The 12,343-nt window shown below is 66.1% G+C and carries 10 protein-coding genes; 3 read left to right on the top strand and 7 right to left on the bottom strand.

Going from position 1 to position 12,343, the window contains the following annotated elements:
• The first annotated feature begins 2 nt into the window (after positions 1 to 2).
• Both ACUXH0_RS01945 and ACUXH0_RS01950 read left to right on the top strand, forming a co-directional pair.
• A complete protein-coding gene (locus ACUXH0_RS01945; RefSeq protein WP_182593552.1) occupies positions 3 to 1,214 on the top strand; it encodes a glycosyltransferase family 4 protein in 1,212 nt (403 codons plus the stop codon).
• 29 nt (positions 1,215 to 1,243) lie between these two features.
• The gene (locus ACUXH0_RS01950) at positions 1,244 to 2,038 is read left to right on the top strand and encodes a DUF2334 domain-containing protein (RefSeq protein ID WP_004632436.1); all 795 of its coding nucleotides are present in this window, start codon (positions 1,244 to 1,246) and stop codon (positions 2,036 to 2,038) included.
• Between the two features lie 9 nt (positions 2,039 to 2,047).
• Here ACUXH0_RS01950 and ACUXH0_RS01955 read toward each other — a convergent pair whose 3' ends face one another.
• From ACUXH0_RS01955 to ACUXH0_RS01980, 6 genes are all read right to left on the bottom strand, one after another.
• A complete protein-coding gene (locus ACUXH0_RS01955) occupies positions 2,048 to 2,584 on the bottom strand; it encodes a phosphatase PAP2 family protein (protein WP_065851819.1) in 537 nt (178 codons plus the stop codon).
• The gene (locus ACUXH0_RS01960) at positions 2,562 to 3,734 is read right to left on the bottom strand and encodes a glycosyltransferase family 4 protein (RefSeq protein WP_065851822.1); all 1,173 of its coding nucleotides are present in this window, start codon (positions 3,732 to 3,734) and stop codon (positions 2,562 to 2,564) included. Before ACUXH0_RS01960 ends, ACUXH0_RS01955 begins: the two co-directional genes overlap by 23 nt.
• A 7-nt stretch (positions 3,735 to 3,741) precedes the next feature.
• A complete protein-coding gene (locus tag ACUXH0_RS01965; protein WP_182593670.1) occupies positions 3,742 to 3,924 on the bottom strand; it encodes a hypothetical protein in 183 nt (60 codons plus the stop codon).
• 225 nt (positions 3,925 to 4,149) lie between these two features.
• A complete protein-coding gene (locus ACUXH0_RS01970) occupies positions 4,150 to 5,418 on the bottom strand; it encodes an AI-2E family transporter (RefSeq protein WP_065851826.1) in 1,269 nt (422 codons plus the stop codon).
• Between the two features lie 51 nt (positions 5,419 to 5,469).
• Positions 5,470 to 7,887 (bottom strand): hybrid sensor histidine kinase/response regulator, encoded by a 2,418-nt coding sequence (locus tag ACUXH0_RS01975; RefSeq protein WP_065851828.1) that lies wholly within the window; start codon positions 7,885 to 7,887, stop codon positions 5,470 to 5,472.
• Positions 7,888 to 7,975: 88 nt separating this feature from the next.
• A complete protein-coding gene (locus ACUXH0_RS01980) occupies positions 7,976 to 8,758 on the bottom strand; it encodes a DUF4397 domain-containing protein (protein ID WP_065851830.1) in 783 nt (260 codons plus the stop codon).
• A 297-nt stretch (positions 8,759 to 9,055) separates the two neighbouring features.
• Here ACUXH0_RS01980 and ACUXH0_RS01985 point away from each other — a divergent pair, with 297 nt between their 5' ends.
• Entirely contained in the window at positions 9,056 to 10,318 is a 1,263-nt protein-coding gene (locus ACUXH0_RS01985) for an integrase (RefSeq protein ID WP_065851832.1), read from the top strand.
• Between the two features lie 289 nt (positions 10,319 to 10,607).
• Here the strand turns inward: ACUXH0_RS01985 and ACUXH0_RS01990 are convergent, their stop codons facing one another.
• A complete protein-coding gene (locus tag ACUXH0_RS01990) occupies positions 10,608 to 11,912 on the bottom strand; it encodes an NCS2 family permease (RefSeq protein ID WP_065851834.1) in 1,305 nt (434 codons plus the stop codon).
• Positions 11,913 to 12,343: the final 431 nt, after the last annotated feature.

Raw genomic sequence — 12,343 nt, forward strand, 5'->3', positions numbered from 1 at the left:
CCGTGCGCAAGCTGCCCATCGATCACTACCCGCATCGCCACGACGGCGATGCCACGGCCGCCGCGTTGCATCTGGCGGACATCACGATGTTCTGGGCGGCGGAAAGCGGTGGCGTCAAACGCTACCTGCGGGCCAAGCACGACTTCCTGCGCTCCACGCACTGGCGGCACACGTTGGTTGTACCCGGCACGGCAGACGACGCCAGCAACGAGATCGCCGTAGTGCCCGGCGTGCCGCTGCCGCTATCGCGCGGCTATCGCATTCCGCTGCGCACCGGACCAGCGGTGCGTGCACTCTGTGCGTTGTCGCCGGACCTGATTGAAGCCGGGGACCCTTATCGGCTGTCGTGGGCGGCGGTACATGCCGGCGCGCGGCTGCAGGTGCCGGTAGCGGCGTTCTATCACTCCGATCTGCCTGCGTTCTTCCGCCGGCTGGGCGGCCCACCCGCGGAACTGGCCGCAGCGGCGTACGCCCGCAAGCTCTATCCGCACTTCGATACGGTGTTCGTGCCGAGCCGCTACATCGCGCAGAAGGTGGCCGACCTGGGCGTGCAGCGCATTGAGCTGCAACCGCTGGGCGTGGACACGCGCCTGTTCCACCCGGCACGGCGCTCGCTGCGCTGGCGCGAACAGCTGGACCTGCCGCGTGATGCCCGCGTGCTGCTATACGTCGGCCGCTATGCGCCGGAGAAAAACCTGCACGTGCTCTGCGACGCGGTAGACAAGCTCGACGACGGAAGCGTGCTCGTCACCATCGGCTCGGGCCCGACCCCTCCGCGCGGCAAGAACGTGCGCGCGCTCGCTTATGAAGGCGATGCGCAGCACCTGGCCGCCGCCATGGCCAGTGCCGATGTTTTCGTGCATGCAGGCGATCAGGAAACGTTCGGCCTCGTCGCGTTGGAAGCGATGGCCAGCGGCGTGCCGGTCGTCACGTGCGCAGCGGGCGGCTTGAGCGAGCTGGTGGACGAGCGCGTCGGCTATGCCGTGCCACGTTGCATCGCGGACGATTTTGCCCAGGCGCTCCAGGCGCTGCGCCAACGGGATCCCGTGACGCTCGCGCACGCCGCGCGCCGCCATGCGGTGCAGCACGACTGGCGGGCCGTGCTGCCGCAGCTGCTGCACCGCTATCTGGCGCTGCTCGGCCGGCAAGCCGGCACCGCCGCAGCAACGTTCGAACCGGCTCGAGAGCGCGTGCGCGCATTGCGCAGCCGTTAGCCCAGACCACAGTCGCTTAGTTGATCATCATGTCGCGCTATCTCATCCTCGCCATGCACGACGTCACTCCCGCCACCTGGCCCGCGTGCAAGGTGTTGCTCTCTGCGTTGGACGAGGTGGCGCGCGTACCCAAATCGCTGCTGGTCATTCCAAACTTCTATCGCGGCCCGACCGCCCGCAACAGCGAGCGCTTCTGCCGCGTGATGAGCGAATGCCTGGCGGAGGGCGATGAACTTGTGCTGCATGGCTATGCGCACCTCGATGACCAGCCTCCGGGCGGCTTGATCAATCAACTGATCCGCACGCGCTATACCGCCGGTGAAGGCGAGTTCTCGGCGATTCCGCTGGCAGCAGCGCGTGCGCGCATCGAAGCCGGCGCCGCGTGGTTTGCCGCCAACGGCTGGCCGCTGCATGGCTTTGTCGCACCGGCGTGGCTGATGAACCCGGCCACCTGGGAAGCACTCGACGGGCTGCCACTGCGCTACACAACCACGCTGCAGCGCTTTTACCTGCTGCACCCGCGCCGCCCGCTCAAGGCACCGTGTCTGACGTATAGCGTTCGCTCGCCGGCGCGCCGACTGGTGTCCCGGTACTACCTGCGTTGGCTCGCACAGCGGCACGCCGACGCGCCGCTGCTGCGCCTGGGCCTGCATCCGGCCGACGCGGCACATCCCGACGTCATTCGCCATTGGCAGGAACTGCTTGCCACATGCCTGGAGACGCGCACCCCCGTCACCAAGAACGGCTTTGCGCAGGCCCTGGCGCAAGCCTGGATGGGCGGCCCGGAAACCACCGTCACCGGGCACGCGCAAACGTCGTACTGAGCGCGGGCCTTAGAACAGCCACACCGACAACCCGCCGATCACCATCCCAAGCCCGGCTCCCGCCAGCACGTCGCTCGGATAGTGCAGGCCGAGCACGATGCGGGAGATGGCGACCATCAGCGTGAACGGCACCAGCGCCAGCGCCATGCGCGGGTAGTACGCTGCCATCACGATGCTGAACGACACCGCATGCAGCGTGTGACCCGATGGAAAACTGAACTGATCGAGCACGCGCCCGCACAGGTGGATCTCTTTGCAGGAAAGATAGGGTCGCGGACGGCACACGCCACGCTTGAGCACAATGTAGATGACGAGCGAGAGCAGCCCCGTGAGCCCCATCTGCTTGGCGCATTCCCAGCCGGTGTCACCGCCCACCACCGGCAACGCCGCCATCAACGCATACCAGAGCATGCCGTCACCAAGGCGGCTGACACCGCGATAGAAGCGCATGGCCGAGGCATTGCCCGCCACGTGGTTGAGCGCCACGGCGAGCTGCCGATCGCGCTCGCGCCAGCGCTTCCAGTCAGGCCAGGCGTGCGTCGCCATGGTAGGCCTCCCCGTTGGTGGCAGCGTCGTGCACGGCAATGAGCGCGGCTTCAAAGCGTTCGAGCACGCGCGGCCAATCCAGGCCCTGCGCCGTCAGCCGCGCTGCCTGCCCGAGGCGTTGCCGCAAGCCGGCATCGGTGGCGAGCGCGACGGCCGCCTGCGTGAATGACGCGGTATCACCGACGGGCGCGAGCCAGCCGTTCTCCTGGCTGCGCACGAGCATGCCGGCCGCTGCGGTATCGAACGCGACCACGGGCAAACCGCTGGCCATCGCCTCGACCACCACGTTGCCGAAGGTCTCGGTCAAGCTCGGAAAGAGAAACACGTCAGCCGATGCATAGTGCGCGGCCAGTGCCTCGCCATGCTGCGTTCCGCCAAAGATGGCATCGGGACAGTGCCTGCGCAGTGCGTTGCGCTGCGGGCCATCGCCCACCATGACGAGGCGTGCGCGGGGCACGCGCTTGCGCACCACATGAAACGCATCGAGCGCGACGCAGAGGTTCTTTTCCAACGCCAGACGGCCAACCGTGAGCACGATCGGCGTATCGGCATTGGCGCCCCACTGCGCGCGCAATGCGTCGCTGCGGGCTTGCGGCGTGAATTGGTGTGCATCGACGCCGCGTGTGCTGACGGTCAGGCGCGCAAAATCGAGTTCGCTCAACTGCCGCTGCAGTTCGCGCGTGGGGACAAACGTGCGATCGGTACGGTTGTGAAATGCGCGCAGATAGGCGCGCACGAGCGTGACGGCACCTTCCCACGCATAGTGGCGGCCGTACTCGTCGAAGCGGGTTCTGAAATCCGACGTCACCGGCAGACCGAGTTGCCGCGCGGCGCGGATGGCTGACCAGCCTAGCGGCCCTTCCGTGGCGACATGCACAAGGTCGGGCCGATAGGCGGCCCACGCGCGAAGCAGGCGCCGGCGCGCGGGCAACCCCATGCGCAAATCCGGATACAGCGGAATCGGCACGCCAGGAACGCGCAGCGTGTCATCCGCCAGTGCAGACTTGCCGGCGTCGATGGCACGTTGGCGCGGGCGCACCACCATCACGTCATGCCCGCGCGCCTGCAGGAACGCCGCGGTGCGCGCGGCAGTGAGCGACACGCCGTTGAGTTCCGGCGGCCAGGTTTCGGTCACATAAGCGATGCGCATGCGCCGATCAACCCTTGTGCTGGTCGCGCTCGTGCGGCAGCCGATCTGCCGAGCCCGACTCCGGCTTGCCGAGCATCTTGTCGATGTTTTCAGCGTTTCGGCCCGCGCCTGGCGCACGCGGCGGTGTCATGCCTGCCGGCCGTTCGCCGCGCTGATGCGGGCCCCGTAAGGTGGGGCGTAGTCGGTTCATGGCGCCCTCCTGCGGACGTGATCTGGTTGCCTTGCGCACCGCAACCGACGTGCCCACAGCGCACGCTCACATCATGCAAGGGACAAGACCTGCACCGCTGCTGCACAACCACGCGGTGCAGACGGTGCGGATTAACCATGCATGTGCCGGCGTCGCGGCGTGATCATTGCGTAAGGGTTACATGCGCGCTTGTAACGCTTGCTGCGCCAGGTGATTGAGAGGCAATCAGCGGGGGCGGTGCACGCGTTCCAGGCGCCGTGTGGAACGGCCGCGCAGTCGGTCCAGCAGCCGCTGCGACACGCCGGCCGGCGCATCGGTGGTGCCGAGCAGCGTACCAAGCGGGCGCAGTCGGTCGACGTGATCACACACCACCTTGATCATCGCCGTGATCGATGTCCCAAGCAGCAAGCCCCACAGGCCCCACAGCCAGCCCCACAGCAGCAGGCCGATGTAGACCACACACGGGTCGAGCTTGGACGCCCGGCTCTGCAGCCACGTCACGAGCAGCGTGCCGACCAGCGTGGCCAGCAGCAGCGTAACGCCTGCCACGACAAGCGCATCCGACCACGCGCCCATCTGCAGGTATGCGCCAATGCCGCTGGCCACGGCAATCACCACCGAACCGAGATACGGCACGAAATGCAGCACAGCGGTCGCCAGACCCCAGACCGCCGCGTCTTCCATGCCGAGCAGCACAAAGGCCACCGTGGTCAGTACGCCCAGCATGATGTTGGTGGCAAACAGCACCAGCAGCGAATACTGAATCTGCGTGCCGATCACCGCCATCATGCGCACCGCGCGCTTCTTCTCGCTCAAGGTGTTGCCCACTGCACGCACCCATTTGCGCTTGAGTGCCTGGCCCGAAGCGAGCAGGAAGTAGACGAGAAACGAGACCACGACGAGTTGTCCGGCCAGCGCGAAGAGGTTGGCGGAGCCTGTCCATAGAAACTCGCGCAGCGGCAGCACCGGCTGCGCGGCAGCTGGCTCGGCGTAAGCCGGGGCCGCGGGCGAACGCTTGGCAGGTGCTGGTGCCGGCTTGCCCTGCACGCCTTCGGCGGCATGCTCGAGCGCGACGGTCACATCGCGCATCTTGCCGAACGCGCCGCCCATGTGCCCGCGCATACCGTCGACGGCTTGCGCCATGCGCTCCGCCGCAACGGGCAACCGGTCCGCCATGGCCGACACGCCGTCTTGCATTCCGAAGACCAGCATCGCACCGGCAATCCACAAGCCCAGCACCACGATGCCCGCGGCTATGGGGCGCGGGACATAGCAGCGCCGCAGCCACACCACAACCGGGTTCAACGCAAACGCGAGCACCACACCCAGCGTAACCGGCACCAGGAACGCTCGCGCCCACTGCAGAAACACCAACGTGCCGCCAATGGCCACCAGCACCATCGCCACGCGCCAAGCCGGCTGCCGCAGCCCGTCGAGCAGGCTACCGTGCAAGGGTTCCAGCGGCGTGGTGGGTGGAGTCGGTTCGGCTGGCATGGCAGAGAATGCGGTTCTCCGTTCTCTGCGCAAAAGTCGTGCCCTGGCGGGCTATGACACGGAAGCAGCAGGCATCGCCAGCATCCGCAACGTACGCACCAGATCGTACGGCGACACAGGCTTGATCAGGTGTTCCTGAAAACCGGTGGCCAGCGCCTGAGCGCGATCGTGCGGCTGCGCAAATGCGGTCAGCGCGATGGCGGCCATCGGCGTCGCGCCGGTGGGCAGGTGTTCGTGTTCCCAAGCACGAATTCTCTGCAGGATCGCGTAGCCGTCTTCATCGGGCAGCGCGATGTCGCACACCACGGCCTGCGGGCGGCCTGCTTCACCCCGTGCGCCCCAGAGGTCGAGCAGCGCCATCGTCTCGTGCCCGGAGCCCACGCTGCCGACCTCCGCACCGACCTGCGTGAGCAATGTCGCCAGCGCGTCGCGCGCATCCTGCTGGTCGTCAACCAGCAGCACGCGCAGGCCCGCCAGTGAAGGCAGTGGCCCGCTGCGTTCGGGGTCTTCGGCCAGCGGCGTGATCAGATCGGCGCCGGCATGCAGCGGCAGGTACACGGTAAAGGCAGCGCCATGCTGGTCGCCCTCACTGCGCGCATACACGCGCCCGCCGTGCAACTCGGTCAGGCGCTTGACCAACGCGAGCCCAAGCCCCAGTCCACCCGTGCGCCGCGTGTGCGCGCCGTCGGCCTGGCGGAATGGATCAAACAGATACGGCAAGAACGCCGGCGCAATCCCGCGGCCGTTATCGCGCACGACAATGCGCGCCACCTCGCCCAACAGATCGGCCGACAGCCAGACATCACCGCCGTCCTGCGTGAACTTGATGGCGTTGGTCAGCAGGTTCCACACGATCTGCTCGACACGATCGGCATCGCCGTCAATTTCGTGATCGTCCAGGTCGATGGTGATGTGCAGGGCGATGTGGCGTTCGGCGGCCAACGCGTGCACGCTGTTGAGCGCGCGTTCCAGCGCCGTGCGCAGCACGAACGGTTCACGCGTCAACCGCAGCTTGCCGCTCATCACGCGTGTGGCGTCCAGCAGGTCTTCGATCAGGCGTACCTGCTGCTCGACGCCCGTCTTGATGCCCGCGAGCGCACGCTGCATGAGCGGCGCACCGCCGGCGATCTGGCTCTCCAATACATACGCCCAGTTCTGGATGCCATTGAGCGGCGAACGCAGCTCGTGCGACACCACCGCCAGGAACTGATCGCGCGCCCGCGCCGCGGCTTCTGCCTGCGCACGCGCGGCTTGTTCGCGCAGCAGCAGCGCATCGCGCTCGCGCTCGGCCTCGGTGCGTTCGGTCACGTCGTAAATGATGAGCAGCGCCGATTCCATCGCGCCGTTGCGATCCGCTTCCGGAATCACGCGCGCGTTGTAGTGCGCAATGCGCGGTCGTCCGTCGAACACGTCCAGATGCAAGGCAAGCGTCTGTTCTGCGCCCAGGGCGAACGCGTGGCGGGCGGCGTCCTCCAGCGGGCGCGTGACCTCGGCGGCAAGCGGCGATGCCGTCAGCGTCTTGCCAATCATCACGGCAGGCGTCACGCCAAAGGCTTCGGTGACCGCGCGGTTGACATACATGCAGCGCAGTTCGCGATCGAGCCGCGCGATCACGTCGGGCGCGTTCTCGACCAGCGTGACGAATTCGCGCTGATGGCGAAAGCGCTCGTGCTCGGCCTCCTTGCGCTCGGTGATGTCTTCCACCACGCAGACGAGCGCCTGTACCCTGCCGTCCGGCCCATGCTGCGGCGAGTACGCGGCGTGCACGAAGCGACGGCCAACATCGGCCCGATACTGCAATTCCATTTCAAACTCGACGCGCTGCCCCGCGAATGCGTCGTTCAGGTGCGACAGGACACGGGCATACGCTGCTTCACCCATCAGGTCGCGCAAATGGCGGCCCAGCACGTCTTCGTGCCGAAAGCCCAAGCGCTGCGCGTAGGCGCGGTTGGCAAAACGCACGCGGTGCTCGGGGTCGATCTGCACGAGCGGAAACGGCACGCTTTCAGTCAGCCATTGCAACTGGAATTCCGACTCGGTGAGTGCGGCCAGGGTCTGCTGGCCCTGCGTCACGTCTTCGACCACGCCCACGGCATGGGCGGACGCACCGTCGAGGCGTGGCAGGAGGTAGCCGCGTTCGCGAACGCGGTATTCGCGCGTTTGGCCGTCGTCGGTGCCGAGCCAGCGGTATTCGAGGGCAAACTCCTGCCCCCGCGCTAGGCCCTCCCAGGCGGCACGCAGCGCGATATGGTCATCCGGATGCACATGGACGAGCCAGCGGTCACGGATACCGCACAAAGAATCGGGCTGCACGCCCCACGTCTGCGCCCCGGCGCTCACGTGCAGACGCGTTCCCGTCAACGGATCGTCTACCCAGAACACATCAACCTGCTTCTTGGCGGCCGGTGCAGCATGCGTCTCGCGCGCTGCGCGCACGGGTGCCGACCAGCCCGTTACGGATTCACTCATTGCGCCCTTCGCTAGCAGTTTTCATTCCCGGGGCCGCCGCGAAAAAAATGCGGTGCCGCAGCACCGCATCATAGGGCGTGAAGCGAAGTTACTGCGAGGGCAATTCAGAAGCCGTCTGCGAGGCACCGTTGGCCTGGGCCACCAACACGCGAATCGCGTTCGGCGTCACCGCACCGACGCCCCCGGCCGGCAGCGTGGTGATCAGCCAGTCGGCGTTGTTGGCCAGGCTGAACGGTTGCGAGGTGAAGATGATGTTCTTCGTCCCGGCCGTCGCCACCCGCACCTGGTACGTCCCGCCATCGACGTAGATCGAATCCTGCGTGCTGGCCGGCGACGCGCCGCCGTAACCGGCACCGCTCATGGTCGGCGCAATGGCTGAAAGGTCCACGTTCGGCGCGGTCACGTAGACATCGACGTTGGGGGCGTTGTACGAAGCGTTGAAGGTGCGCACGCGCGCCTTGTCTGACAGGATCGACTTGTTATACGGATCATCGATGAGCGCCAGACTCGTGGCCGAGCCGTTGGAGCCCACGATGGCCAGCGCCGTATAGCGGTGGCCATTTGCCGGCGTGAAGCCGGTGGAAGCCAGCGGCGTACTGCTGCCCGTGTTCGACACCGTTGCCGTGCTGGCCGTCGCGTCAATGCCGAAGTAATTGCTGACGTTCTTGAAACCGACATTGGTGATCTTCGTGGTGCCGTTCACACCAAAGTCCACGTTGCCGATGAACGGGTTGGCGTGCACCGTGCGGTATTGCGGCGAGCTGGTGCCGATGATCTGCCCGATGTCGTTGTCACCGCCGCCGCATCCGGCAAGCACACCCAACGAACCCAACGCCAGCACGGCGACGATCTTCCTGATCTGTATCTTCATCTTGCACCTCGGAGGGAGAGTCCTGTCATGAACCGGGCCGCATGCATCGCACGCCCATGTACGTTGTTGTCGACTTGTGGAGCCGAAGATAGCCACGCACGTGCAGCGTGCCTATCGAACTGGTTCCGATCGTTTTGTCGGAAGCGTCCGACACACGAAGCGACGTTCCCGCATTGAGCATGGGGCGTGCCCATCGCGGTTGAATATCCGCTCGAATGCGGTGCCTGCGCCTGGGTACGGATGCGGATCGCTATACTTGCGCGAACCGTTTTGTCTTCGTGCCCACACACGCTCCGCATGTTCGAACCGCGCCCGGCAGACGCCGTGCCCCTTCCCGATAACGCCGCTTCCGAGGCTGATCTGCAGGCTTTCGCGCAGGAGCGTGAACGCGTGCAGGCGTGGCTCGCTGCGCGCGCTTCCGGCGCCCGTGCGGTGAGTGCTTCCACGCTGTCGCAGTACCGCGTGGAAGCCGAGCGCGTGTGCTGGTACGCGCGCACGTTCGGTAAGCCGATCGCAAGCTGGAAACGCGACGACGCGTCGGCCTATCTGCGCTTTTTGCAAGAACCGCCTGCATGGGCGATCAGTGCGCGCGGCATTGAACGCGACGATGCCAACTGGACGCCGCTGCGCGGCCGGCTCTCGGCACGTTCCGCACGACAGAGCAGCATCATCGCGGCGAACCTCTGCGGCTGGCTGCTGCGCACGGGCTATCTGCGCGCGAACCCGTTTCTCGATGACGATGCGATCGTCATTACCGTACCGGCGCCAAGCGCGCCCGCACCGAGGTCGGTCGCAACGTCCGAACCGGACACCGCGCTTGGCGCATCCGATATGGCATTGATGATCGATGCCGTGCGCGCGCGTGTCGCGCTTGGCCGTGAAGCGCGCTTGCGCCAGGCGCGCGACCACTTCCTCGCCGTGCTGCTCGCGCAGGCGAGCATGCGGGTATCGGAACTGGTAAGCGCACGGATGGGAGACGTGGCGCTGCACGCCGTGCCGGCCGCGCGCGTGACATCCGACGCGCTGCTGCCGGCGTCGGTCTGGCTGCTGGCAGTCGGCACAGGCCGCTCGCAGCGCTGGCTGCCATGCGATGCGCTGATGCCTGCGCTGCGCGAGTACCGCGCGGCCTTTGGCCTCTCGCCGTTGCCGCTGCCGAACGAAGCCACGCCGCTGCTGCTGTCGGTGCGCAAGCGCTCGCCGCGACGTGCAGACGGCACCATCATCGACTCCCCCGCCCTGCGTCGCGACTTCGGCGAGCGCAAGGGCATCGCCTCACGCTCGCAACTGCTGCTCATCGTCAAGGCCATGCTTGGCGAAGCCGCTGAATACGCTCGCGCCATCGGTCGCGCCGACGCAGCTGTGCGCCTCGCGAATGCCTCGCTGCGTAGCGTGCGCGGTGCCCATTTACGCGAGCGGCTTGCCACCGGTGAGCCGGCTGCCGACGTTGCCCACGCGCTCGGCCTTGCTGCCCTGCCGAGCGTCGCCGTGCGTGCGCGCGAAGCCGATCTGGCCGCCAGCATTACCGACGCAGCCCGCAAACTGGCCGTGCCGTCCGCCTGACATTCCTCCACACATCGCGCAGAAACGGGTACGCACCGCCTGCGTGAGTGCCGTATCAACGCATTGTCGAAACCAATTGTCGCCTCGATTTGCGCGACAGTTGTCACTTACCTCGTCCGCAGAATCGGGTACGTTCACTTGCCGAAACGGCGACAATGGTACGCAGAAACGGGTACGCCCGGCGCTGCAATCGCACGCAGAAATGGGTACGCTTTGGCGCAAATGCTCCAAAAAAAAACGCGGACCCAAAAGTCCGCGTTCGCTGTGGATCGCGTGGAGCCCCTGGCGCTCAGTGCCCGCCAGACAGATAGAAAAAGCGGAATAGGAACACCGCCGAGATGATCCACACGATGACCGGCACCTCGCGCATGCGGCCGGTGAACAGCTTCAGACCCGCGTAGGTGATGAAACCGAACGCAACGCCGTTGGCGATCGAATACGTGAACGGCATCATCAGCGCCGTCAGCACGGCCGGCACGGCTTCGGTGGTGTCTTCCCAGTTCAGGTCCACCAGCTCGCGCAACATCAGGCACGAAACGTACAACAGCGCGGGCGCCGTCGCGTAAGCCGGCACCACGCCAGCCAGCGGCGAGAAGAACAGACACAGCAGGAACAGCGCGGCCACCGTCAACGCAGTCAGCCCCGTCCGGCCGCCCGCCTGCACACCCGAAGCGCTCTCGATATAGGCGGTGGTCGACGACGTACCCAGCAGCGAGCCCGCCATGATGGCCGTGCTGTCCGCCAGCAGCGCCTTGTTCAGGCGGTCCATCTTGCCTTGCTTGAGCAGGCCCGCGCGGTTGGCCACGCCCATCAGCGTGCCGGTCGCGTCAAACAGCTCCACCAGGAAGAACACGAGCACGACGTTCAGGATGCCTACAGACAGCGCCCCCATGATGTCGAGCTGCATCAGCGTGGGCGCAAGCGACGGCGGCATCGACACCACACCGTGGAACGTATTGCCCGCAAAGAAGAAGCTCGCTGCCGTCACGGACAGAATGCCGATCAGGATGGCGCCCTTCACGCGCAGATGGTCCAGTGCGACGATCACGAAGAAGCCGATCACCGCCAGGATGACCGAAGGCTGGTGCACGTCGCCCAGCGTCACGAGCGTCGCCGGATTCCCGACGATCAGCCCAGCCCCCCGCAGCGACACGATGCCCAGGAACAGCCCGATACCCGCCGTGATTGCCACGCGAATCGAATGCGGAATCCCGTTGACGATCATCTCGCGGATGCGGAACACGCTTACCAGCAGGAACAGGCAGCCGGAAATGAATACCGCGCCCAGCGCCGCCTGCCACGTAAAGCCCATGCCCTTGACCACCGCGTACGCAAAGTAGGCGTTCAGGCCCATGCCTGGCGCCATCGCGATCGGGTAGTTCGCGTACATCCCCATGATGATCGTGCCGATCGCCGCGGCAATGCAGGTGGCGACAAATACCGCGTCGTGCGGCATGCCCGCGTCAGCCAGGATGTTCGGATTGACGAAGATGATGTACGCCATGGTGAGGAACGTCGTCAGCCCGGCAAGCACTTCCGTGCGGACGTCGGTCTGGTGTTCCTCGAGCTTGAAGGTGCGCGCAAGCCAGGTCATTCAGGTTGTCTCCTCTTGTTGTGAAGTGTCATCGCCGGCCGGCGCGGTCCTGCGCTTGGCTCCCCTGATGCACGCCCACCATGGGGCGAGGCTACTCTTAGCAAGATTCCGGCGCCCCCAGGCTGCACGGTCCAAATACTTGTTCATGTGAATCGAATGATGGAAACGCGACGGCCAACCAAGAGCCGGGCCGGCGCGCGGGATGCGCATGATGCCCGAAACGCCGGACGTATGCACTCGCCCGACAGGCCGCCTCCGGCTGGCAGCGAAGAACCCGTCCCCCCACCCACCCACTGACCGTACCCGTTTCTGCGAGAGCCAGATGGCACGTGGCCTGCGCGCCCGTAGGCGTACCCATTTCTGCGCCCCTCGTTCGCAGAAACGGGTACAAATTTCTACAAATGAGTGGGGCGGAATGACAATGCGGGGCG

This window comes from Ralstonia sp. 110700041-2 (genome assembly GCF_056280165.1).

What these genes read in the sequence shown, in the direction of transcription:
- ACUXH0_RS01955 (WP_065851819.1), bottom strand. Translation starts at nt 2,584, where the DNA reads ATGGCGACGCACGCCTGGCCTGACTGGAAGCGCTGGCGCGAGCGCGAT.
- ACUXH0_RS01965 (WP_182593670.1), bottom strand. Translation starts at nt 3,924, where the DNA reads ATGAACCGACTACGCCCCACCTTACGGGGCCCGCATCAGCGCGGCGAA.
- ACUXH0_RS01985 (WP_065851832.1), top strand. Translation starts at nt 9,056, where the DNA reads ATGTTCGAACCGCGCCCGGCAGACGCCGTGCCCCTTCCCGATAACGCC.
- ACUXH0_RS01975 (WP_065851828.1), bottom strand. Translation starts at nt 7,887, where the DNA reads ATGAGTGAATCCGTAACGGGCTGGTCGGCACCCGTGCGCGCAGCGCGC.
- ACUXH0_RS01980 (WP_065851830.1), bottom strand. Translation starts at nt 8,758, where the DNA reads ATGAAGATACAGATCAGGAAGATCGTCGCCGTGCTGGCGTTGGGTTCG.
- ACUXH0_RS01990 (WP_065851834.1), bottom strand. Translation starts at nt 11,912, where the DNA reads ATGACCTGGCTTGCGCGCACCTTCAAGCTCGAGGAACACCAGACCGAC.
- ACUXH0_RS01950 (WP_004632436.1), top strand. Translation starts at nt 1,244, where the DNA reads ATGTCGCGCTATCTCATCCTCGCCATGCACGACGTCACTCCCGCCACC.
- ACUXH0_RS01970 (WP_065851826.1), bottom strand. Translation starts at nt 5,418, where the DNA reads ATGCCAGCCGAACCGACTCCACCCACCACGCCGCTGGAACCCTTGCAC.
- ACUXH0_RS01960 (WP_065851822.1), bottom strand. Translation starts at nt 3,734, where the DNA reads ATGCGCATCGCTTATGTGACCGAAACCTGGCCGCCGGAACTCAACGGC.